Genomic DNA, 24408 nt, shown 5'->3' with positions numbered 1-24408 from the left:
GCGCCGCGGCATCCCCATCGCGCGCAAGCGCGCTCCCACGGGTGAGACTCAATCCGGGTCGTAGTCCAGGTTGGTGGCCAGCCAGCGTTCGGCTTCCTGGCGGTCCCAGCCCTTGCGCTTCGCGTAGTCGTCCACCTGCTCGCGGGTGAGGCGGCCGACCACGAAGTACTGGCTGTCCGGGTGTGAGAAGTACCAGCCGGAAACGGCGGCCGTGGGGTACATGGCCATGCCTTCGGTGAGTTCGACGGTGGTGTGCTTCGTCGCATCGAGCAGCGCGAACAGCGTGCGCTTCTCGGTGTGCTCGGGGCAGGCCGGGTAGCCGGGGGCAGGGCGGATTCCGCGGTAGGATTCGTTGATCAGCGCCTCGTTATCCAGCGCCTCATCCGGCTCGTAACCCCAGAATTCCTTGCGCACGCGCTCGTGCATGCGCTCGGCAAAGGCCTCGGCCAGTCGGTCCGCCAATGCCTTCAGCAGGATCGCCGAATAATCATCGTAGGCGGCCTCGAACCGAGCTACATGGGCGTCGATGCCGATGCCGGCCGTGACCGCGAAGCCGCCGACCCAATCCTGCACGCCGCTGGCCTTGGGCGCGACGAAATCCGCAAGGCAGAAGTCGGGCCGTTCGACCGGCTTGTCCACCTGTTGGCGCAACTGGTGCAGCACGGCCATGGGTTTACGCTTTTCGCCGGTGCCAGGCTCCGCGTAGACCTCGATATCGTCACCCGACTGGGCGGCCGGCCAGAAGCCGATCACGCCCTTGGCCGTGAGCCATTTCTCGGCGATGACCTTGTCCAGCATCGCCTGCGCGTCGTTGAACAGGTCGGTCGCCTGCGTTCCCACGACCTCGTCGGAAAGGATCGCCGGGAACTTGCCCGCCAGTTCCCACGCGTTGAAGAACGGTGACCAGTCGATGTACTGGCGCAGCTCGGCAAGATCGTAGTCATCGAATACTGTGATCCCCGGCGTCTTCGGCACGGGCGGCGCATAGGCGCTCCAGTCACACGTGAAGCGTTGCGCACGGGCCTTGTCCAGCGCCACCAGGGTCTTGCCGGTGCCGCGGCCGCGGTGGCGCTCGCGCACCTCGGCGTACTCCGAACGCACCTTCGCCATGAACTCGTCCACCAGGTCCTTGCTGACCAGTGACTGGGCCACGCCTACGGCACGCGAGGCATCTTTCACCCAGACGGTGGGCGACTTGTAATGGGGCTCGATGCGCAGGGCGGTATGCGCGCGCGAGGTGGTGGCACCGCCGATGAGCAGCGGCACGTGGAAGTCCTGGCGCTGCATCTCGCGAGCCACCTGGCTCATTTCTTCGAGCGACGGCGTGATCAGGCCGGAAAGGCCGATGATGTCGGCGTTTTCGGCCCGCGCGGTGTCCAGGATCTTCTGCGTGGGCACCATCACGCCAAGGTCGATGACCTCGAAGTTGTTGCACTGGAGCACCACGCCGACGATGTTCTTGCCGATGTCGTGGACGTCACCCTTCACCGTCGCCAGCACGATCTTGCCGTTGCTGCGCACGGCTTCGCCGGAAAGCTTCTTTTCTTCCTCGATGAAGGGGATGAGGTGGGCCACGGCCTTCTTCATCACGCGGGCTGACTTCACCACCTGCGGGAGGAACATCTTGCCCGCGCCGAACAGGTCGCCGACGACATTCATGCCGGCCATGAGCGGGCCTTCGATGACATCCAGTGGCCGGGTCGCCTGCTGGCGGGCCTCCTCGGTGTCTTCAACCACGTACTGGTCGATGCCGTGGACGAGCGCATGGCTCAGGCGCTCCTGCACGCCTTTCTCGCGCCATGCGGCGGATTCCACGACCACGGCACCCTTGCCGCCCTTGTACTTGTCCGCGATATCGAGCAGGCGCTCGGTACCGTCGGGGCGGCGGTTCAGCACGACGTCTTCGACGCGCTCGCGCAGTTCCTCCGGCAGGTCGTCGTAGATCGACAGGCCGCCGGCATTCACGATGCCCATGTCCATGCCCGCCGCGATGGCGTGGTACAGGAACACGGAGTGGATCGCCTCGCGCACCGGGTTGTTGCCGCGGAACGAGAACGAGACGTTGGAGACGCCGCCGGAGATATGCGACGAGGGGAAGCGCTTCTTCAGCTCGCGCGTGGCCTCGATGAAGTCGACGGCGTAGTTGTTGTGTTCCTCGATGCCGGTCGCGATGGCAAAGATGTTCGGGTCGAAGATGATGTCTTCCGGCGGGAAGCCGAGTTCACCGGTGAGCAGTTCATACGCGCGCGAGCAGATCTCGACCTTCCGCTCTTTCGTATCGGCCTGGCCCGCCTCGTCGAAGGCCATGACGACCACGGCCGCGCCGTACTGGCGGACCTTGCGCGCATGCTCGAGGAACAGCGCTTCGCCTTCCTTCATCGAGATGGAGTTGACGATGCCCTTGCCCTGCATGCAGCGCAGGCCCGCCTCGATCACGCTCCATTTGGAGGAGTCCACCATGATCGGCACGCGCGCGATATCCGGCTCCGACGAGATCAGGTTCACGAAGCGCGTCATCGCGGCTTCGGAGTCGATCAGGCCTTCGTCCATGTTGATGTCGATGATCTGCGCGCCGTTCTCCACCTGCTGGCGGGCGACATCCACGGCCTCTTCGTAGCGGCCTTCCTTGATCAGCTTGCGGAACTGCGCCGAGCCCGTGACGTTGGTGCGTTCACCGACGTTGATGAAGTTGAGGTCCGGCGTGAGGACCAGCGGCTCGAGGCCGGAGAGTCGGGTGTAGCGAATGCTCATGCGGCTTCGACGGTGCTCTTGGGGGCGCGCGGGGCGTAGGGCGCGACGGCGGCCGCGATGGCCGCGATATGCGCCGGCGTGGTGCCACAACAGCCACCCACGATGTTGATCAGGCCATCCGCGGCGAAGCTGCGAATGGTTGCCGCCATGCTCTCGGGGCTTTCGTCGTACTCACCGAAGGCGTTGGGCAGGCCTGCGTTCGGGTGGGTGCTGACCGCAGCGTTGGCGATGCGCGCGAGCATGCCCACGTGCGGGCGCAGGTCCTCGGCGCCAAGCGCGCAGTTCAGCCCGACCGACAGCGGCTGGATGTGTTCCACCGAGTAGAAGAACGCCTCCGCCGTCTGCCCGGACAAGGTACGACCCGAGCGGTCGGTGATGGTGCCGGAGATCATGACGGGGACACGGGCGCCGAGCTCGTCGAACAGCTCGGAGAGTGCGAACAGAGCTGCCTTGGCGTTGAGCGTATCGAAAATGGTCTCCACCATGATCGTGTCGGCACCGCCTTCGATCAGCGCGCGCGCAGCTTCAACGTAGTTCGCCTTGAGCTCCTCGAACGTCACGTTGCGGAAGCCTGGGTCGTTCACGTCGGGCGAGATCGATGCGGTGCGGCTGGTCGGGCCGATGACGCCGATGACGAAGCGGGGCTTTTCCGGTGTCTTCAGCGTCATCGCGTCGCATACCTCGCGCGCGAGGCGGGCGCCTTCGCGGTTGAGTTCCGGCACGAGGTGTTCCAGGTGGTAATCGGCCTGGCTCACCCGCGTCGCGTTGAACGTGTTGGTCTCCACGAAGTCGGCACCTGCGTCGAGGTAGGCCTGGTGCACGCCCTGGATGATCTGCGGCTGCGTCAGCAGGAGCAGGTCGTTGTTGCCCTTCAGGTCGCACTCGCCCGGGTGGTCATGGCCGTGGTCGTGCGTGCTGTCGTGGCCGCCGGCGAAGCGTTCGCCACGGTAGCCATGCTCGTCCAGCTTATGGTTCTGCAGCATGGTGCCCATGCCGCCATCGAGGATCATGATGCGTTCGGCGAGGCCCTTCTGGATCAGGGCGACGCGCTCGGGGTGGAGCCAGGGAAGGCTGCTCATGGGTGCTCTCCTCAGGCCTTGCGTGCGAGCAGGCTGATGACTTCGAAATGGGGTGCGCGGCGCTCGCGGCTCAGGCGGTCGCAGCTGACCACGTCCAGCCCGGCGTCGCGTGCCATGGCAGTGAGCCCGTCGCGGCTGAAGCCCAGGTTGCGGTGGTCGAACGGCTCGACGACGGCGCGGTGGTCGTGTTCGCCCAGGGTCACGGCCAGCACGCGGCCGCCGGGCTTGAGCACGCCGGCAACCTGGCGGAAGACGTCACCCGGGCGCTCGGCGTAGGTCAGGGCGTGCATCATCAGCACGAGGTCGAAACGGCGCTCGCCCAGGTCCAGCTGCTGCATGTCGCCCTGCCGCACTTCTACGTTGGCGAAGTGGGCCAGGCGCTGCCGGGCGGCCTCGACCACCCGGTCGGAACTGTCGACGCAAAGGATCGAGTGAGCATGCGGTGCGAGCAGTTCGGCGGTGACGCCATCGCCCGAGGCGATATCGAGCACGTCGCCGGTCTCCAGCAGCTGCAGGAGTGAGCGAGCCAGGGTTTCCCAGGTGCGCCCGGGGGAATAGTGCCGCTCCATGTCGCCGGCAACGGTGTCCGCCCATCCCTCCGTGCTCGCCCGCTGGGCCAGTACGGCCGGGAGGCGCTCGGCGTCTTCGCGGAGCAGGGCGTCACTCAGGGTGTCGCGGAGCGTGCCGACGAGGGCGACCAGGGTGGGGTCGGCTTCGCTGTTGGCCCGGTAATAGGCCGACACCCCGGCGCGGCGATCGCGCACCAGCTCGGCCTCCTTGAGTTTCGCAAGGTGGGTTGAGACGCGGGGCTGCGCGAGGTGCAGGACGGCAGCCAGCTCGGCCACGGTCAGTTCTTCGCGATCGAGCAGCGCCAGCAGGCGCACCCGGGTGGGGTCGGCGAGCAGCCGCAACACCGTCGAGGCCGTCGTCAGATCCATCCCACATCCTTTCATCGCGATACAGAGATACTAAGGATGGGGCTGAACGGGCCCAACGTCAAGTTGGGATGTTGCGGTGCAGGGCGGGAAAACCTCGAACGACCGTTAGAATGGGCGGATCGCTTTCCCCAAAGACTAACCGAGCCGCCTGTCGGCCCGAGGTATGACCCATGGATTTCCGCTACACCGACGACCAGCTGTCGATCCAGTCCATCGCCCGCGATTTCGCCCAGAAGCGTATCGCCCCGGTGGCCGCCGAGTTCGACGCCAAGGGTGAATTCCCGCTCGAGAACATCCAGGAAATGGGCCAGATGGGCCTGATGGGCATCGAGGTGCCGGAAGAGTACGGCGGCGCCGGCATGGATCCGGTTGCCTACGTTCTGGCCATGGTCGAGATCGCCGCGGCGGATGTTGCTACCTCCACCATCATGTCGGTGAACAACTCGCTCTTCTGTAACGGCATCCTGAAGAACGGCACCGAAGAGCAGAAGCAGAAGTACGTGCGCGCCATCGCCTCGGGCGAAGCCATCGGTGCCTACGCGCTCACCGAGCCGCAGTCCGGCTCCGATGCGTCGAACATGCACACCCGCGCGGTGAAGAACGCCGACGGTGACTGGGTCATCAACGGCAAGAAGAGCTGGATCACCTCCGGCCCGGTGGCGCGTTACATCGTGCTGTTCGCCGTGACGACGCCGGGGATCGGTGCCAAGGGCGTCTCCGCGTTCATCATCGATACCAAGCGTCCGGGCTTCCTGGCCGGCAAGACCGAGCCGAAGCTCGGCATCCGCGCCTCGGCCACCTGCGAAATCGAGTTCCACGACTACGTCTGCCCGGCGGAAGACCTGCTCGGCGCGGAGGGCAAGGGCTTCGGTATCGCCATGGGCGTGCTCGACGCCGGCCGTATCGGCATTGCTTCGCAGGCCGTGGGCGTCGCCCGCGCGGCGTATGAAGCCACGCTGCAGTGGTCGCGCGACCGCAAGGCGTTCGGTACGCCGATCGGTACGTTCCAGATGACGCAGTCCAAGATCGCCGACATGAAGTGCAAGCTGGATTCGGCCCTGCTGCTGACCCTGCGTGCCGCGTGGACCAAGGGCCAGGTCGAGAAGACCGGCGGCCGCTTCGGCACCGAGGCCTCGATGGCCAAGCTCGTCGCCTCCGAAGCCGCCATGTGGATCACCCACCAGGCCGTGCAGATCCACGGCGGCATGGGCTACTCGAAGGAAATGCCGCTCGAGCGTTACTTCCGCGATGCGAAGATCACGGAAATCTACGAGGGCACGAGCGAGATCCAGCGCATGGTGATCGCCCGTGCGGAGACGGGGCTGCGCTAAGCGAACCGTTATAGCAATACACAAAGACCCCGGCCACGTGCCGGGGTTTTTGCTTCAGAGGATCGACATCTGTACGCAGTAGACGCTGGTTACTTGAGCGAACGCATTACCTTCCCCGATGCATCCAGCATATCGACGCTCGGTGTACCGTCGTTGCTCACGCCGAGGGTTAGCCTGGGCCGGCCTTGCGGATCGCTGAGGATGAGCGACACCTTGCCGTCGCGCGTTCGACCTAGCCATGCTCGCTGTGCAATCCCGACATTGGCTTTCCTGGCTGCTGCGATGGCCTCGTCGCGTGGCAACTTCGCCGCGTCCAGCACCCCTTGAATATCCATGAATCCGTCAGGGCGGTCGTTGATGGCGAGGCCGGCCTTGCGATCACTTCCGTCCTCCTCACTCACGAGTTCCAGCGTCTGATCCTGGCGGTAACGATCGAAAGTGAGGCCTCCGCTGTTAGTGGGCTTTCCATCCTTCATGCCGCCATCGAAGGAGAGGCCACCGTTTTCGATGCCCTCATCGTTGTAAAACAGCATGCCTGCCATGGAGCGATTCGGGTGGGGATACTCCTTATTCCCGACGATGATCCCCGGCAGGGCTCCGCGACTGGATAGCACCAACCGTAGGGTGCCATCCGGTTCGCGCACGTTGATGCGCTGGACGTCGATCGTCGTGAACTTCGATGCCGCCGGCTGCGGCGCCGGTGCTGCCATGGCCGATGTGCCCAGCCAGATGACCGCCAGGGTCATCACGGCCGCGTAGCCGCCGATTGCGTGGGAAAGGGTGACTCGCATGTACTACCTCCAGGTTGTAGTGATCCATAGCCGTGCCCGTGTGGCAGATGGTCGCAAAAAAAGGGCCGGTATACCCGGCCCCATGGAAGCTCGTACCCCAAACAGCGTCTGTTTGTCCGCGACTCCGATGGCGACATTGCGATGCTCGCTGTAATGGCGATCATTAGTAGCCTTAGTGATGTAGCCTTGGGCGAGACAGCCGACACGTCCGAGTTCGAGCACGTTCTTCGCAAGCTTCGGCGGGTTCGGTGACACCCAAAGGGGAGCAGGGATGAGTGGATTGACGGTGAAGTTCTGCGCGGCAGCGATGAGCATCGTGTCGGCTTTGATGCTGGGTTCCTGCGCCGCCCCGACGGCAAGGCAGGGTGCGAACAAGGGCGGTGTCGACTGGAAAGCTGTCGTCGACATGGGCCAGGCGCGCTACACGCTCAAGCCCGAGCAGGCCGCGACCGCGGTTGCCCCGATCGACCATGCATCCCCCATCTATCCTCCCGAGCTTCTCGAACGCGGGCTACCTCCGCGGGATATTCGCGTAAAGGTTATCGTGAGCGCCACCGGCGAGGTGACGGAAGTTCGCAGCGGTAATGTCGATAGCGTCAGGGACCGTGACTCCATCGTTCTTTTTGATGCGGTGGTCGCGGCTGTCGGTGCGTGGCGCTACAACCCCTTGCTCCTGACCGATTGGGTTGATGGCCCGGATGGAAGCACGCACCGTGTTGCGGCAAAAGCCGTACCGTTCTCGATGGATTACATCTTCCACTTCGAGGTGAAGCGGGGAATGCCGCAGGTCGGCGTGAGAAAGGCTGACAGTACCTGACGCGCAGTCCTTGTGTGTTCGCGAGCCCAGTGGCGAAGTGACGGTTTTCACTATAGTCATGTACATCAGGTTCTTCTACAACGCAGTGTCTCCATGCTGCAGCTTTTGTATGTGGCCACTAAGGGCTCGGTCGCCTAACGCCGAATGACGCTCCGCGAGTGCGAGCGCCCACTCGGGTCGGTGCCAGGTCTCGTCGACGACTTGTGGCGGAATGTCGCTGAAATCGATCGGCCGATCGTTCAGTGCGTCAAGTCGCGCAACGGCTTCCTCGCTCGGGGGAGCGTCAAGATCGAGCGTGTAGTAAACGGTTCTTCCAATAGCTTTCGGATTCATGGCGAGTTGCCTTGCGGGCTGAGATGATTCGGATGGCGTTGCGACGCGCCGTATAGACGACGAACAGGATCTGATGGCTTGCCGAGCCAATGGCGCGACGCCTTTCCTCTTTATGGTCACCATCATCTGCTTGCTCGGACGCCCACTTGTCCCGGAAGACGAGAGTCGCGTCGTCGAACGAAACCCCGTGTTTCGATTCGTTGCTTCGAGCCTTGTGGACGTCCCATTCGAACGCAGACCTGTTCACAGCAGGTCGCGACGCATGTGGCCACATAGCGGCGATAAAAGTAAACGATTGCGTGACGTGACCGGCATGGCATTCGGCTTTGGAGGCGAGATGCAAGCGTCTTCTAAGCGCGTTTTGCGATATGCCAGCGAGTGACGCGGCTCGGTGTAGGAGCCGCTCACGAGGTCGTGTCGGGTAAGTTGGCCTTACGAAGTGACTCAATTTGTGTGCGCGATCGTCCGGGCTAGCATCTACCACCGGTAAGCAACGCGCGTGTACAGGTAGCGGCCGCTGTAGCCGAACGGCGAGTAGTCAGGGTATGGCCACGTGCCCCCTACCGCGCCATCGCTACCTGCCTTGTACTTCTGCGGATAGACGTTGGTGAGGTTGTCGACGCCAGCGGTGAACGTCCAGCCGTCGACGTTGTAGTTCGCGGACAGGTCGAGCAGCCAGCGGGCCGGGAAGGTCTGGTCGTAGCCGGGGTTGCTTACCGGGTCCTGGTTTTGGGAGAACTGCCCATAGCGCGTCAGCGTCCCGTGGAAGGCCCAGCTGCCGAGTGTGTAGTCGCTACCTAGTGCGATCTTGTCGCGCGGTGCGCCGTTGGTGATGTACCCCTGCGCGATGTGGCCAACGCGTATCAGTTCGAGGCCATTCTGGGCTAGCTGCGGTGGATTCGGCGCAACTGAGAGAATGGACGTGTGGTTGCGGTTGTACGCTGCCGTGAACTGCCAGATACCCGACGCACCGAGATCCAGGCGATAGCCGCTGCTCAGGTCCACGCCGCGCGTGCGCGTCTTCAGCGCATTGGTGAAGTAACTGCCGCCCTGGATGTTCGCGTAGCCCTGGCTGGTGAGGTAGGCCTGTACGTCATCGCCCACGAGGTTCTCGGACGGGACGACGCGATCGCCGATCGTGATCTGGTACACGTCCAGTGAGAACGTCCACGCGCCCGGCAAGTACGTAGCGCCCAGTGTGTAGTTATGCGACTTCTCGGCCTTCAGTGGCTCGGCACCCAGGGCGCGCGCCACGGGGTCACTTACCGCGAAGTTGCGGATCTGGGTCGGGACGCCGCCAATCACATTTGTCGACGTGGTGGTGTAGAACTGCTGCGCGAGCGATGGAGCGCGGAAGCCGGTGCCCGCCGTCCCACGCAGGGCGAACGTGTCGGTGAAGTCGTAACGGGCAGATAGCGTGCCCGACGTGGTGTTGCCGAAGTCGCTGTAATCCTCATGGCGTACTGCCAGCGATCCGCTCAGCTTGTCGGTAATCTGGTTTTCGAGGCTGATGTATTCGGCGACGTCGTGACGCGAGTGATATCCCGCATCGCCCGGCGTGAAGCCCGGGAAGCCCTGCGAGCCCGTGCCGAAGTAAGAGGCCGGATCGCCGGCTTCGATCCCATAACGCTGGTAGAGGTACTCGACGCCAAACGCCAGCGTGACCGGATTCTCCAGCCACCCGACGGAAATATCCTTCGCGATATCAACGTCGAAAGCCTTCTGCGTCGATATCAGCCGCCCCGCGTTGAAACTCGTGGGGCTCGCCGCGCCGAGGTCGCGGTTCAAGGTGTGGATGGGATCGATGCTTACGTGGTCGCGGCCATAGTTGCCGCTGATATCCCAGCGCCACCCGCTTGCCGTGGTGCCGCGAACTCCGGCAACCAGCGCGCTATCGATCGAACGGACGTCATTGAGCGGCAGGAAGCCATTCGGATAGATCGCCGGGACGTTCCGCGTGCTGTTGTAGGCGCGGAACAGCGCGGGTGAGGTGCCTTCACGGCTGCTCGTGCTGGCGAACGCATAGAAATCAGCATGCGGTGTGAGTGCGTACTGGACGTTGAGCAACGCCTGATGATTGCTGATGTCGGGTTCACCAATGCGCTGGGTACGTGTGCCGTAGACCGGTGACGTGGGGTCGCGAAAATCGAGGCCGCCGCGGTTTGTCGCGTCGGCATGGCCCTGAACCACACTCAGTCGCGCCCAGCCCTTATCACCGCCGAGTGGCACGCCGATGCTGGCCTCACCCTGGTATTGCTTGCCATCACCCGCGCTGTAGCGGCCCGCGGTGATGCTCGCTTCATTGCTTCCGGGTTTCGCCGCACCTTTCAGCACGATGTTGATCACACCCGCGATCGCGTCTGAGCCGTATTGTGCCGAGGCGCCGTCGCGCAGCACTTCGATATGGTCGATCGCCGAGATCGGGATCGAGTTCAGGTCGGCGGGAGCCGAGCCACGACCCAGCGCCCCTTGCAGGTTGAGCAGCGCGGTCGTGTGCCAGCGCTTGCCGTTGACCAGCACGAGCGTCTCGTCGGGCGAAAGGCCGCGTAGAGCCGCCGGCCGCACGATGCCCGAACCATCGTTGCCCGGTGCGCGCGGGAAGTTCAGCGACGGCACCAGGCGGGAAAGCACGGCGGCGAGCTGCGTATCACCCGCCGACTGCAGGTCCTTCGCCGTGACGATGTCGATCGGCGACAGCGAGCTTTCCTGGCTGCGGTTCACCGAGCGCGTGCCGGTGACGACCACGGATTCGAGTTGGGTGGGCGATTTGCCCTGCGTGTCGGGCGGTGTCTCCTGCGCAGCCGCGACGGGCGTGGCAAGCGCTGCGGCGATCAGGAGGGGCAGGGCAAGGCGGCGGTTCGGGGCGTAAGGCATGGGGCGATCCTGGTGGTCGAGCGATGGGTAAGCGGCGCCATTCGCGTAAACACACGCGAACGACGCTAGCTCGCCGGTGAGGGCGATGGCTTGTAGAAACGGAGGGGGAGGGGGCGAAACCGGCGGCTAGGTAGCGCCGATCGCGCGCGAGCGCGCTCCTACGGGGAGCGGCGGGGGCTTAGGCCCGACAACAGCAACAACACGCCGCGACCAGCGAGGTGGTCGGCAGGGAGGGCGTGTTGATGGCGTGCTGCATGGTCGGGGTCACGTAAGCCTCGTGTGGTTGGCCCGGTGAGACGTCTGGATGGCCAGATCGTTATTTCATGCTGGGGGTGCGCGGGGCGGATGTCAACCGGGGCTATCGCGTGAACAAAAAAAGAGCCCGGCTTTCGCCGGGCTCCTGGTTTTGCGTGATGCGGCTTACGGCCGATCCGTCCCGCGTCGCGGATCCGAATCGAAGGCCCTGACGTCACCGATGTTCGGTGCGTGGGGCGCCGCGTTCACCGGCGGGGTACCGCCACCGTGCGGGTTGTTGCCGCCGCCATGCGGGTCGTGGCCGTCGTCGCCACCGTCACCGTGGTGACGGATCGTGTGCGAGACCTCGTCCAGCTTGTCGCCCAGCATGCGGCGCACGATCACGTAGAACACCGGGATCAGCAGCAGGCCGAGGATCGTGGCGAACAGCATGCCGCCGATCACGCCGGTACCGATCGCGTGGCGGGAGTTGGCGCCCGCACCGGTCGAGATCGCCAGCGGCAACACACCGAGGATGAACGCCATCGACGTCATCAGGATGGGGCGCAGTCGCAGGCGCGAGGCTTCGACGACCGATTCCTTCAGCGTCTTGCCGTGGCCCTGCTGCTCCACCGCGAACTCGACGATCAGGATCGCGTTCTTCGCGGCCAGGCCGATCACGGTGATCAGGCCGATCTTGAAGAAGATATCGTTCGGCAGGCCACGCAGCTGCGAGAACACCACCGTACCCAGCATGCCGAGCGGCACCACGAGGAGCACGGCCACCGGGATGGACCAGCTCTCGTACAGAGCGGCGAGGCAGAGGAACACGATGACGATGGACAGCACCATGAGCATGGTGGCCGAGTTACCCGCCAGGATTTCCTGGTAGGACTGGCCGGTCCAGTCATAGCCGAAGCCCTTCGGCAGCTTGTCATTCACGATGCCTTCGACGATACCCATGGCCTGGCCGGTCGAATAACCCGGGGCCTGGTTACCCACGATTTCCACCGCCGAGTAGCCGTTGTAGCGGGTCAGGCTCGGCGACACGTTCGTCCACGTCGTGTGCACCACGCTCGACAGCGGGATCATCGTGCTGTCGGTCGTGGTCGAGGCGCTGGAAACGCCCGACGAGGTCGACGTCGACGACGAGGCCAGCGTGCTCGGGGTGAAGATGTGGTTGAACGAGTCGGTGCCCATGCGGTACGGCGCATCGGCCTGCAGCATGACGCGCTTCACGCGGCCGCCGTACTGGAAGTCGTTGATGTACACCGGGGCCAGGGTGAGCTGGATCGCGGTGTAGATATCGCTGACCGACAGGCCGAGGGTCTGCGCCTGGGTACGGTCGACATCGAGCTTCAGGGTCGGCGAATCTTCCAGCGTGTTCGGGCGGATACCCACCAGGCGCTTGTCCTGCGCGGCGGCGCCGAGCAGCATGTTGCGGGCCTGGGTCAGTTCCGTTCGGGACTGGCCGGCACGGGCCTGCAGGTACATGTCGATACCGCCGAACTGCGACAGGCCGCGGATGGTCGGCAGGTTCACCACGAAGATCGTGGCATTGCGAACCGCCTGCATCTTGCCGTTCATCTGCGCGATGAAGTCGGTGGCCTTGATGTCACGATCCGACCAGTCCTTCAGGCGGATGAAGTTCATGCCGACGTTTTCACCCTGGCCCAGGAAGCTGAAGCCGGAGATCTGGAACACGCCATCGACCGCGGAATCCTTGAGCAGGATATCGCGCATGTTCTTCTGCACCGCCTGCGTACGCGCGATGCTGGCGCCCGGCGGGAGCTGCACGATCGCCAGTGCGTAACCCTGGTCTTCGTCGGGGACGAAGCTGCTGGGCAGGCGCGAGAACAGGAAGCCGCAAAGCACCGAGATCAGCACGAACACCACCATCCAGCGCGGCGCGTGACGCACGGCCGAGGTGATGTGGCCGGCGTAGGTGTGCGTCGTCCAGTCGAAGACCTCGTTGAACTTGCGGTAGACGATGTTCTTCTTCTGGCCGTGCTCGTTCTTGAGAATCGTGGCGCAGAGCGCCGGGGTGAACGAGAGGGCGAGGAAGGCCGAGAAGCCCATCGACACGGCGATGGTCAGCGCGAACTGCTTGTAGATGATGCCCGAGGCACCCGGCTGCAGCGCCGAGGGGATGAACACCGCCGCCAGCACCACGGTGATCGCGATGACGGCGCCGGTGATCTGGCCCATCGCCTTGCGCGTCGCTTCCTTCGGGGGAAGGTTCTCCTCCGACATGATGCGCTCGACGTTCTCGATCACGACGATCGCGTCATCCACCACGATACCGATCGCCAGCACCATGCCGAACAGGGTCAGCTGGTTGATGGTGAAGCCCAGTGGCGACAGGCCCAGGAACGTGCCGAGCAGGGCGACCGGGATGACCAGGGTGGGGATGATCGTGGCGCGGAAGTTCTGCAGGAACAGCAACATGACGAGGAAGACGAGGATGATCGCCTCGATGAGGGTGTGCACCACCTCCTCGATCGAGATCACCACGAACTTCGTGGAGTCATACGGCACGAACCAGGTCACGCCTTCCGGGAAGCTCTTGGCCAGGTCGGCCATCTTCGCGCGCACGGCGTTGGCCACGTCCAGGGCGTTCGCGCCCGGGAGCAGCTGCACGCCGAAGGCGCCCGTCGGGGTGCCGTTCCACTCGGTGGCGAAGCCATAGTTCTGCGGGCCCAGTTCCACGCGGGCCACGTCCTTCAGCTTCACCACGGTGCCATCGTTGTTGGCACGCAGGATGATGTTGGAGAACTCTTCCGGCGTCGTGAAGCGGCCTTCCGCGGAGACGGTGGCGTTGAAGCCGGTGCCGTCGACGGCCGGGTCGGAGCCGATGGCGCCGGCCGCGAACTGCACGTTCTGGCTCGCCAGGGCCTTCTGCAGGTCGGTGGCCGACAGGCCGTAACCGCGCAGCTTGTCCGGGTTCAGCCAGACGCGCATGCCGTACTCGGCACCGAGCTGGCGGGTGCTGCCCACGCCCGGGATACGGGCGACCTGGTCGAGCACCTGCGACGACACGATGTCGGTGAGGCGGTTGCTGTCGATCGCCGGGTTCGACGAGGTCAGCGCGATGAACGCGAGGAAGTCGGGGTTCGACTTGGCCACCACGACGCCCTGCTGGGTCACTTCCGAGGGCAGGCGCGGGGTCGCCAGCGACACCTTGTTCTGCACCTGCACCTGGGCGATGTCAGGGTCGGTACCGGTATCGAAGGTGAGCGTGACGGTCGCCTGGCCCGACGAGCTGGACGACGAGCTGAAGTACAGCAGGTGGTCGATACCCGTGAGCTGCTGCTCGATCACCTGCGTCACGGTCGACTCGGTCGTATCCGCGCTCGCACCCGGGTAGTTCGCCGTGACGACGACCTGCGGGGGCGCGATGTTCGGATACGACTCGATGCCCATGTTGAGCAGCGAGATCGTGCCGGTAAGGCAGATCAGGATCGCCACGACCCACGCGAAGATGGGGCGGTCGATGAAGAAACTCGGCATGACGGAACTCCCTTACTGCTTGCCGGCAGGGGCGGCCGCGGAGCCCGCCTGTGCCGGTGCCGCGCCAGCGGCAGGCTGCGGCTGGGCAGGCTGCGCGTTGACCGGCGAGTTTTCCTTGGCCTTGGGCACGCCTTCGACAATGATCTTGTCGCCCGGCTGCAGGCCACCCGTCACTACCCAGTTCGAGCCGCTGATGCGGTCGGTCTGCACAGGGCGGCGCACGGCGGCGGATTCGACGGTCTTCTCCTCACCCGACTGCGGGTCCTTGACCTTGGCGGTGCCTACGACCAGTACATAGGCCGAGTTGGCGTCGCGCAGGACGGCAACCTGCGGGATCAGGAACACGTTGTGCAGCTCGCCCAGCGTGGCCTTCACGGTCACGTACTGGCCGGGCAGCAGGCGCTGGTTGTCGTTCGGCAGCAGTGCGCGCAGGTCGGTCGTGCCGGTCTGCGGGTTCACCGTGGCCGACGAGAAGTCGAGCTGGCCGGATTCGCCGAAGTCGGAGCCGTCCGGCAACTGGATGCGGACCTTCGATTCATCCGTCGACGACAGCGTCGCGGCGCCCTTGGCGGCAGCGTTACGCAGCGTATCCAGGTCGGCGACCGACATGCTGAAGTTGATGTAGACCTTGTCCAGCTCATCCACCTGGGTGAGCAGGGTGGTGTCACCCTGGCCCACCAGGGCGCCCTCGGTGACCTGCTGCTTGCCGGCGCGGCCGCTGATCGGGGAGCGGACGTCGGTGAAGCCCAGGTTGATCCGGGCCGACTGCACGGCGGCTTCAGCCTGCTTGACCGAGGCGTTGGCGGTGCGCTCGGTGGCTTCGGCGGTGTCCAGGTCGGCGCGCGAGACGTAGTTCTTGCCGATCAGGCCACGGGCACGGTCGGCCTGGGCCTTGCTGTTCACGGCCGTGGCCTTCGCCGAGGCGAGGTTCGCGGTCTGTGCGTCGAGCTCGGCCTGCAGCGGCGCCGGGTCGATCTTGAACAGCGACTGGCCTTCCTTGACGTCGGTGCCTTCCGTGTACAGGCGCTTCAGCAGGATGCCGGGCACGCGGGCGCGGACATCCGCGGTCCGGAACGCCGACACACGGCCGACCTGGTCCTGGACCAGCGGCACATTGGTCGGCTGGGCAGTGATGACACCCACCTGCGGCGGGGGCGGTGCCGGTGGGGCTTCCTGCTTGTGGCAGGCAGCCAGGGCGGCGACGAGGCCGGCGGCCAGCAGGGTGGTGCGCAGGGGCAGGGGTTTCATGAGAACTCCGTTCCTTTTCCAGGTTTCTTGTTCGTTCGCGTCCGGCCATCCGGGAGGATGTCGTACGCATGCATAAATACGGTTACCGCGTGCCGGGCCCAGTCGTCCTGTGCCTTTGGTCCCCTCGCTCGCAGGCCGAACAGGCGGCGGTCCCCTTCGAGTCCATGCAGCATGGACAGGAACAGTTCCGCGGCCGTGTCCGGGTCTTCCCGGCGCATCTCGCCGTTTTCCATCGCTTCGGCCATGCAACTCGATAACCGGGCTGCCACCGTTTCAATGGCGGTGCGGAAAAAGGTCCGCGCCGCCGCAGGGAAACGGGGCGCCTCGGCGATAAGCATCCGCCCGAGCGCTACATTTTCCTGGTCCATCACGTGGGTCTGGTGCGCCTGCGCCAGGGCCATCAGCGTGGCGGACAACCCGCGGCGCTCCGGGGAGAGGCTCGCATGCAGGGGTAAGACGAGTTGTTCGACGGCCGCGTGGAACAGGGTGTCCTTGTTTTCGAAATGCGCGTACACGGTCTGCTTGGAAACCCCGGCCTCGCGGGCCACGGCACCCATGCTTACCCGGTAACCGTCGCGCAGGAACAGGGCGCACGCCGCCTGGAGCACCCGCTGCTGCCGGTCTGACGCCGGGCGGTTATCCAGGTGCGACATTACCTATACCTGCTGGACTATACCGTCCAGTTTAGAATCTCCCCGTCGCTATCGTCAACGGTCATGACGCCCATTCGCGTGCGAATTGTTGCGACGCACATGCCGTGCCAATCGGCCATGCGTGGTGGGTGCGTCGCCAGTTACCGATTAATTGCCGCGCTGCGGTGAAAATCACTTGAATCACATGCACGCGCGGTGTGGCTACATGACACGTGCGGGAGCTATCCTTTTACGGTTTTCTCAACTTCCCCACATCGATATCTGCCCATGAATGCGATTCGCGCGGCCGAAAACGGCCAGTTCCAGACGCTCGTTTTCGATGAACTGAAGAAACTCGACTTCCCCGCAGAGCGCCTGAACGAGGCGCGCTTTTTTATCGAGGCCTTCTTTGAACGCATGGCGCAGGCCGATCATGCCCTGCATACCGAGGCCCGCTGGGCCGCGCTGATCGCCGACCTGCTCGGGTTCGCCCGCGAGCGCACCCCCGGCAAGGCGAAGGTGCGCGTCTATAACCCCGGCGTCTCCGGCACCCGGGCCGTGATTGAAGTCGTCACCGACGACATGCCGTTCCTGGTGGACACGGTATCGATGGTCGCCGCGACCCATGCGGATATCCACGCCATCATCCACCCGGTGGTCCCGGTCATCCGCTCCGCTTCGGGCCAGCTCGAAGCCATGGGCACCGGTGAACACACCGAATCGATCATGCGCTTCGAGATCGATCGCATGGACGACACCGAGCTGGACACGGTCCGGGCCAACGTCGAAACGGCACTGGCGGATGTCCGCGAGGCCGTGGCCGACTGGAAGACCATGCGCGGCAAGATGCAGGAAGTGGCCGACGACCTCGGCAAGCGTTCCTTGCCCTACACCGCGGAAGAAGTCAGCGAGGCCTCGGCCTTCCTGCGCTGGGTGGCGGAGAACCACTTCACCTTCATGGGCTACCGCGAATACGAAGTGGCCGCCGATGCGGGCGATGAAGTGCTGCGGACGGTGGAAGGCTCCGGCCTCGGCATCCTGCGTGGCGCCGAGCGCTCGCTGGCGCCGCGTTCGCTGCGCACCCTGGTGGCGAGCGAGCTGCCGCGCTCCGGTTCCACGGATGCGATCATCCTGACCAAGACCAATGCGCGTTCGCCCATGCACCGCGCGGGTTACATGGATTACATCGGCGTCCTCAAGTTCGATGCCAATGGCCGCCCGGTCGCCGAACAGCGCTTCCTCGGCCTGTTCTCCTCGAACGCCTACATGGCCCACCCGCAGCAGGTGCCGCTGGTCCGTGAGAAGTGCGAGACCGTGATGGCCCGCTCGGGCCTGAAGCGCGATTCGCACTCGGGCAAGGCGCTCCGCCACATCCTCGATACCCTGCCGCGCGATGAGCTGTTCCAGTGCAGCACCGACGAGCTGTTCGCCCTGGCGACCGGCCTGCTCGAGCTGGCCCAGCGCACCCGCACCCGCCTGTTCATCCGCCGCGACAGCTACGGCCGCTTCTTCTCCTGCCTGGTGTACATCCCGCGCGATCGCTTCAACACCAGCGTGCGCGAGCGCGTGGAAGCCGTCCTGCGCGAGGCGTTCCATGGCGAGCACGTCGATTCGGCCGTGCTGATGGGCGAAGCCGCCCTCGTGCGCCTGCACGTGGTGGTGCGCCCGCGCATCGGCGACCACCCGGTTTACGATGCCGTTGAAGTGGAGGCGAAGATCGCCTCGATCGCCCGCAACTGGTACGACGAGCTCCGCGACCAGCTGGTCACGACCTCGGGTGAACAGCAGGGCATCATCCTCGCCAACCGCTACGGCAAGGCGCTGCCGGCGGGTTACGTGGACGAAGTGTCCCCCGCGGTCGCCGCGGCCGACGTGCGTGCGCTCGCTGGCCTCGACGGCCCCGACGCGATCAGCATGTCGTTCTACCACCCGGCACACCGCCCGGAAGAGCTGCGTTTCAAGGTCTATCGCTCGGGCTCGGACATCGCGCTTTCCGAAGTGCTGCCCCAGCTGGAAAACCTCGGCCTGCGCGTGCTCACCGAGCACATGTACGAGGTGAAGGTCGGCGAAGCGTCGCTCTACATCCAGGATTTCGAGGTGCAGCCGGTCGGCCGCCTCGCGTTCGATGTATCGCAGGTCGGTACGATCTTCGAGGACGCGTTCGAGCAGATCTGGCGCGGCAACGCCGAAAACGACGGCTTCAACCGCCTGGTGCTCGGCGCCAAGCTCAACTGGCGCCAGGTCGCCGTGCTGCGCGGTTACTGCAAGTACCTGCTGCAGACCGGTGTCGCCTTCTCCCAGGCGTACATGGAAGACGCGCTCAACCGTTACCCGGCCATCGCCGGTCTCATCATCGAGCTGTTCAACGTGCGCTTCGATCCGCGCCGCGAAAGCACGGATGAAAAGGAGCGCGCATACGCCGAGGGCATGCTCTCGCACGAGATGCACGCGCTGATCGACCAGGACACGCTCGCCGCCCACCCGGCGCTGATCGGCAACCTCGTCGCCGCGCTGGCACGCCCGCGTGCCGAGCAGGCGGTCGCGGTCGAGGAGGCCATCAACACGCTGCTCGATAACGTCTCCAGCCTCGATGAAGACCGCATCCTGCGCAGCTTCATCGCGCTGGTGCACGCCACGCTGCGCACGAGCTTCTTCCAGGCCTGGGACGGTGCGTTCCGTGCCTACATCGCCTTCAAGTTCGATTCGCACAAGGTGCCCGACCTGGCCAAGCCGGTCCCGTTCCGCGAGATCTTCGTCTACGCGCCGCGCGTTGAGGGTATCCACCTGCGCTTCGGCTCGGTGGCCCGCGGCGGCCTGCGCTGGTCCGATCGCCGCGAGGATTTCCGCACGGAAGTGCTGGGCCTCGTGAAGGCGCAGATGGTGAAGAACACCGTCATCGTGCCGGTCGGCTCGAAGGGCGGCTTCTTCGTGAAGCGTCCGCCGGTGGGCGGTGACCGCGACGCGCAGCTGGCCGAGGGCATCGCGTGCTATCGCATGTTCATCAACGGCCTGCTCGACATCACCGACAACCTCGTCGAGGGCAAGGTGGTGCCGCCGCATGACGTGGTTCGCCATGACAACGATGACCCGTACCTGGTCGTCGCGGCCGACAAGGGCACGGCGACGTTCTCCGATATCGCCAATGCCATTTCCACCGAGCACGGCTTCTGGCTGGACGACGCGTTCGCGTCGGGCGGCTCGAACGGTTATGACCACAAGGGCATGGGCATCACGGCCAAGGGTGCCTGGGAGTCGGTGAAGCGCCACTTCCGCGCCATGGGCCGCGACAGCCAGACCCAGGATTTCACCACGGTTGGCGTGGGCGACATGTCGGGCGACGTCTTCGGCAACGGCATGCTGCTCTCCGAGCATATCCGCCTGCTGGCCGCGTTCGACCACCGCCACATCTTCCTGGATCCGAACCCGGATGCGGCGAAGAGCTTCGTCGAGCGCCAGCGCATGTTCGCCCTGCCGCGTTCGTCGTGGGATGACTACGACAAGTCGCTGATCTCGGCGGGCGGCGGCGTGTATCCGCGCTCGGCCAAGTCGATCCCGGTCTCGGCCGAGATCAAGGCCGTGCTGGGCATCCGCTCGGAAGCCACGCACATGGCGCCGAACGACCTGCTTTCGGCGATCCTGAAGGCGCCTGTCGACCTGCTCTGGAACGGCGGCATCGGCACCTACGTGAAGGCGAGCAGCGAAACGCATGCTGACGTGGGCGACCGCGCGAACAACGCGCTGCGCGTGAACGGCAACGAGCTGCGCTGCAAGGTGATCGGCGAGGGCGGCAACCTGGGCATGACCCAGAAGGGCCGCATCGAAGCCTCGCAGGCCGGCGTGTTGATGAATACGGACTTCATCGATAACTCCGCCGGCGTGGACACCTCCGACCACGAGGTGAACATCAAGATCCTGCTGAACGATGCCGTCCAGCGCAACGAGCTGACCTTCGAAGGCCGTAACAAGCAGCTGGCCGAGATGACCGATGAAGTGGCCCGCCTGGTGCTGTGGGACAACTATCGCCAGAACCAGGCCATCACCCTGATGGAGCACCAGTCGGTGCGCCGCCTGGGTTCCATGGCCCACTTCATCACGACGCTCGAAGCGGAAGGCCTGCTCGATCGCGCGGTGGAATCGCTGCCGACCCAGGCCGAGTTGAGCGAGCGCAAGGCGAAGGGGCAGGGCTTGACCCGTCCCGAGCTCTCGGTGCTGCTCTCGTACGACAAGATCCGCCTGTTCCAGCAGCTGCTGGACTCGGATGTGCCGGAAGATCCGTACCTGTCGCGTGAGCTGGTGCGTTACTTCCCCGTGCCGCTGCACGAGAAGTACGCCGAGCACATGCAGCGCCACCGCCTGAAGCGCGAGATCATCGCCACCGCGGTGACCAACTCGACGATCAACCGCATGGGCGCCACCTTCATGATGCGCATGCAGGAAGACACGGGCCATGGCCCGGCGGCGATCGCGAAGGCATACACCGCCGCCCGCGAAATCCTCGACGCCCGTGATCTGTGGGCCGAGCTGGAAGCGCTGGATGGCAAGGTGGCGGAAGACACGCAGATCGATGCGATCCTGCAGATCTGGTCGCTGCTGCGCCACCTGACCCGCTGGCTGCTGAATCGTCCGGGCGGCTCGCTGGATATCGCCGCCAACGTCGACCGCTATGCGGCCGAGGTCACCAAGCTGCGCAAGGCCCTGCCGGATGTCCTCACCAGCACCGGCCACGGCGATTTCGAAGCGAGCCAGGAGAAGTGGGAAGGCTTCGGCATGCCCACCGAACTGGCCGTGCGCCTGGCCCGTGTCTCGGTACTCCGCGCCGCGCTCGACATGGTCGAAGTCTCCAAGGCCAGCGGCAAGGACATCGCCACGGTGGCCAAGGTGTTCTACGAGCTGGGTGAGGCACTGGACCTCGAGTGGCTGCGCGGCCAGATCGAAGCGTTGCCGGTGGAAGGCGCGTGGCATGCACAGGCCCGCGGTTCGCTGCTGGACGAGCTCAATGCCCAGCATCGCGCCCTGGCCGTGCAGGTGCTCTCCATCGCCGGCGATCGCACCGACGTGAGCCCGGTGCAGGCCTGGCTGGAACGCGACGACGCCACGCTGAAGTACACCCGCGCGATGCTCGCCGAGATCCTGACCCAGAACGCGGACTACCCGATCGCCTCGGTCGCCGTCCGCCGCCTGGCCCAGCTGGCGCAGATCCCGGTGTAACCCGGTGGGGCCGCTAAGGCGGCCCCACCCCTGTAGTGGGAGCGCGCTTGCGCGCGATGGGGGATCACGCTAGCACCCATCGCGTGCAAGCACGCTCCCACAGCACGCTCCTACAGTTTTTAACGGCCGTGGGCTAAGCTCCGGGCTGGTCCTCAAAACACCCGCCCATGCGCCTAGCCTTCGTCGCCAGCGAAACCGAAGTCGCCCAGCGCGCCCGCACGGCGCTTTCCAAGCGCTATGGCGGCGTCGAGCCGGGTGATGCGGAGATCATCGTCTCCCTGGGTGGCGATGGTTTCATGCTGCGGACGCTGCATGCCCACCGCACGCTGGGCATTCCCTTCTACGGGATGAAGCTGGGTCGCCTCGGCTTCCTCATGAACAAGCACGAGATGGATGGCCTGGTGGAGCGCGTCGAACGTGCGCACCCGGCCGTGCTCCATCCGCTGGAAATGCACAGCATCTGCTGCGATGGTGTCGAGCACCGCGCGCTGGCCTTCAACGAGGTGGCCCTGCTGCGCCAGAGCAACCAGGCCGCCCACCTGCAGGTGCGCCTCAATGGTGAGGTGAAGCTCGACGAGCTGGTCTGCGACGGCATCCTCGTCGCGACGCCCGCGGGATCCACCGCGTATAACCTTTCCGCCCACGGCCCCATCCTTCCACTGGACGCGAACGTGCTGGCGCTGACACCCATCAGCCCGTTTCGCCCGCGCCGCTGGCGTGGCGCCATCCTGCCGCACGCGGCCAAGGTCGGTTTCGACACGAAGGATCCGAACAAGCGCCCGATCAGCGCCACGGCCGATTTCCACGAAGTGCGCGATGTCCGCACCGTCGATATCCGCCAGTCCCGCCGCCACGCGGTGCGCCTGCTGTTCGATCCCGAGCACAACCTGCAGCAACGCATCCTGGACGAACAGTTCGCCCCCTGACATATCTGTTCTACGATAGGGCAGCCCAGACTGCGGACTCGCCCCCATGAACGCCCCCGAGGACCTTCCGTCCACCAACGCACACGCCGAATCCTCGGTGCGCGATAACCGCCTGGTGGTGGCCATTTCCTCGCGCGCGCTGTTCGATATGGGTAGCAGCCACGAGCTGTTCGAGCAGGAAGGGCTGGATGCCTACCGTGCCTTCCAGATCGAGCATGAGAACGAGCTGCTCAAGCCGGGCGTGGCGTTTCCCCTCGTGCAGAAGCTGCTCGACCTGAACAAGCTCTCCGGTGATGTGCCCGCGGTAGAAGTCATCCTGCTCTCGCGCAATTCAGGGGATACCGGGCTGCGCATCTTCAATGCCATCCAGCACTACGGGCTGGGCATCTCGCGTGCGGCGTTCACCAGCGGCGCGCCGACGTCGGATTACATCGCGCCGTTCAAGGCCGATCTGTTCCTCTCCGCCAACGCCGAAGACGTCGGTCGTGCGCTGCGCGCCGGTGTCGCCGCGGCGACGATCCTGCCGTCGGTCGCGCCGCCGCGTTCCACCGAGCAGCTGCGCGTCGCGTTCGATGGTGACGCGGTGATCTTCGGTGACGAAGGCGAGCGCGTCTCCCGCGAGCAGGGCCTGGAAGCGTTCCACCAGAACGAAACGGAAATGTGGGCCGAGCCGCTCTCGGGCGGCCCGTTCCGCGGCTTCCTCTCGGCGCTGCACCGGCTGCAGGCCGCGTTCCCGGCCGAGACCTCGCCGATCCGCACGGCGCTGGTCACGGCACGCTCCGCACCGGCCCACAAGCGGGTCATCCTCACGCTGCGCCGCTGGGGCGTCCGCATCGACGAGGCGCTGTTCCTGGGCGGCCGTGACAAGGGCCCGTTCCTCGACGCCTTCGGCGCCGACATCTTCTTCGACGACAGCCCGGCCAACGTGGAATCCGCCCGCCAGGTGGTCGCCACGGGCCATGTGCCGCATGGTGTAAGCAATTCATGAGTTGAGAATCTTCGAATTTACGTCAGGCAAGTGGCCTTGCTAGAATCTCGCCCAGACGCGAAAGCGGATGGCCTTGCCAGCGTCGCCTGCCACCGTGTGGCTCCGCCCGGCGCGGACGCAAGAGGTTTCCGATCTAAGAAGCCCCGCTTTGGCGGGGCTTCGCTTTTTCCTACCTGGGGATCTTCGGTCGTGTTTCGCGCAGAGCGTGGCCGACCAAGGCGTTGAATGAAATGCGTCCGGTGGACGGAAGGCGTTTTCCAGGGTCAAGGCGATACGCGCTCTGCACGACGACCAGTACGGACGATGGTCCGGCTTTCCGCCAGCGCTTTACCTGAAAGAACACCGCGTAGACCGCACCGGCTTGGCTCAGGTCCAGCGTGACGTAGTTTTCGTGCTTGCCGAACCCGCACCGCCTCTCACACAGTGTCCGTACAATGGTCGGCAGTTCCTTGGAAAGCTCATAACGCTCCTTGTCGAATGCGCGGATTTCTCGATCGTCGCGATATGGCTCCGCGTCGCATTCGCTGTCGAGATACTTGCGTGTGAAGCAGTGAATGCCGAAACCAACGTGTACCGTGACAGTGCGTGGGCAAGCAGCACCGCCGACATTCAGCTCAAGCGTGAAGCGAAATGGGTGAAGATGCTGCAGGCAATGGCTTCTGGCTGATCGGTCGATGTGGGGACGCCAGCGCATGAGGCCAGCGTTCCAGTGTGTGCCCATCCTTCGCGCCTACGTCGAGGCGCGCTG

Annotated in this window: 15 protein-coding genes; 5 read left to right on the top strand and 10 right to left on the bottom strand. The window is 65.0% G+C overall.

The window, feature by feature from the left end; genetic code table 11:
- Positions 1-48: 48 nt before the first annotated feature.
- The 3 genes from metH to ACZ6YI_RS00605 are packed head-to-tail and all read right to left on the bottom strand — an operon-like array spanning position 49 to position 4768.
- A complete protein-coding gene (metH, locus tag ACZ6YI_RS00615) occupies positions 49-2751 on the bottom strand; it encodes a methionine synthase (protein WP_465776993.1) in 2703 nt (900 codons plus the stop codon).
- Positions 2748-3830 (bottom strand): homocysteine S-methyltransferase family protein, encoded by a 1083-nt coding sequence (locus ACZ6YI_RS00610; RefSeq protein WP_465776992.1) that lies wholly within the window; start codon positions 3828-3830, stop codon positions 2748-2750. Before ACZ6YI_RS00610 ends, metH begins: the two co-directional genes overlap by 4 nt.
- Positions 3831-3841: 11 nt before the next feature.
- A complete protein-coding gene (locus ACZ6YI_RS00605; RefSeq protein ID WP_465776991.1) occupies positions 3842-4768 on the bottom strand; it encodes a metalloregulator ArsR/SmtB family transcription factor in 927 nt (308 codons plus the stop codon).
- A 170-nt stretch (positions 4769-4938) separates the two neighbouring features.
- Between ACZ6YI_RS00605 and ACZ6YI_RS00600 the strand changes: the two genes are divergently transcribed.
- Positions 4939-6099: an acyl-CoA dehydrogenase family protein gene (locus ACZ6YI_RS00600; protein ID WP_440328020.1), complete on the top strand. Its 1161-nt coding sequence runs from the start codon at positions 4939-4941 to the stop codon at positions 6097-6099.
- Between the two features lie 89 nt (positions 6100-6188).
- Here the strand turns inward: ACZ6YI_RS00600 and ACZ6YI_RS00595 are convergent, their stop codons facing one another.
- Positions 6189-6890, bottom strand: a complete 702-nt coding sequence (locus tag ACZ6YI_RS00595) for a hypothetical protein (RefSeq protein ID WP_465776990.1) — start codon at positions 6888-6890, stop codon at positions 6189-6191.
- Between the two features lie 280 nt (positions 6891-7170).
- On the opposite strand from ACZ6YI_RS00595, the gene ACZ6YI_RS00590 reads away from it, so the two are divergent.
- Positions 7171-7707 carry an energy transducer TonB gene (locus ACZ6YI_RS00590; protein WP_465776989.1) on the top strand — a complete coding sequence of 179 codons (537 nt, stop codon included), beginning with the start codon at positions 7171-7173 and terminating at the stop codon, positions 7705-7707.
- A 283-nt stretch (positions 7708-7990) separates the two neighbouring features.
- Here ACZ6YI_RS00590 and ACZ6YI_RS00585 read toward each other — a convergent pair whose 3' ends face one another.
- From ACZ6YI_RS00585 to ACZ6YI_RS00565, 5 genes are all read right to left on the bottom strand, one after another.
- Positions 7991-8383, bottom strand: a complete 393-nt coding sequence (locus ACZ6YI_RS00585) for a BrnT family toxin (RefSeq protein ID WP_465776988.1) — start codon at positions 8381-8383, stop codon at positions 7991-7993.
- Positions 8384-8517: 134 nt separating this feature from the next.
- Positions 8518-10914, bottom strand: coding sequence for a TonB-dependent receptor plug domain-containing protein (locus ACZ6YI_RS00580; RefSeq protein ID WP_465776987.1), 2397 nt, complete (start codon positions 10912-10914; stop codon positions 8518-8520).
- A 420-nt stretch (positions 10915-11334) separates the two neighbouring features.
- Complete coding sequence (locus tag ACZ6YI_RS00575; protein ID WP_440327085.1) at positions 11335-14658, bottom strand: multidrug efflux RND transporter permease subunit; 3324 nt, start codon at positions 14656-14658, stop codon at positions 11335-11337.
- 12 nt (positions 14659-14670) lie between these two features.
- Complete coding sequence (locus tag ACZ6YI_RS00570; protein ID WP_465776986.1) at positions 14671-15906, bottom strand: efflux RND transporter periplasmic adaptor subunit; 1236 nt, start codon at positions 15904-15906, stop codon at positions 14671-14673.
- Positions 15903-16559, bottom strand: coding sequence for a TetR/AcrR family transcriptional regulator (locus ACZ6YI_RS00565; protein ID WP_465776985.1), 657 nt, complete (start codon positions 16557-16559; stop codon positions 15903-15905). The genes ACZ6YI_RS00570 and ACZ6YI_RS00565 overlap by 4 nt, the downstream gene beginning before the upstream one ends.
- Positions 16560-16826: 267 nt before the next feature.
- Between ACZ6YI_RS00565 and ACZ6YI_RS00560 the strand changes: the two genes are divergently transcribed.
- From ACZ6YI_RS00560 to ACZ6YI_RS00550, 3 genes are all read left to right on the top strand, one after another.
- Complete coding sequence (locus tag ACZ6YI_RS00560; protein ID WP_465776984.1) at positions 16827-21746, top strand: NAD-glutamate dehydrogenase; 4920 nt, start codon at positions 16827-16829, stop codon at positions 21744-21746.
- A gap of 167 nt (positions 21747-21913) precedes the next feature.
- The gene (locus tag ACZ6YI_RS00555; RefSeq protein WP_465776983.1) at positions 21914-22672 is read left to right on the top strand and encodes an NAD kinase; all 759 of its coding nucleotides are present in this window, start codon (positions 21914-21916) and stop codon (positions 22670-22672) included.
- Between the two features lie 46 nt (positions 22673-22718).
- Positions 22719-23660 carry a 5'-nucleotidase gene (locus ACZ6YI_RS00550; protein ID WP_440329928.1) on the top strand — a complete coding sequence of 314 codons (942 nt, stop codon included), beginning with the start codon at positions 22719-22721 and terminating at the stop codon, positions 23658-23660.
- 169 nt (positions 23661-23829) lie between these two features.
- Here ACZ6YI_RS00550 and ACZ6YI_RS00545 read toward each other — a convergent pair whose 3' ends face one another.
- Positions 23830-24354: a hypothetical protein gene (locus tag ACZ6YI_RS00545; RefSeq protein WP_465776982.1), complete on the bottom strand. Its 525-nt coding sequence runs from the start codon at positions 24352-24354 to the stop codon at positions 23830-23832.
- Between the last annotated feature and the right edge of the window lie 54 nt (positions 24355-24408).

It is taken from the genome of Luteibacter sp. NPDC104163 (assembly GCF_055584245.1).
Note: the sequence above shows the minus strand (reverse complement) of the source record. Positions and strands in the feature narration are given on the sequence as shown.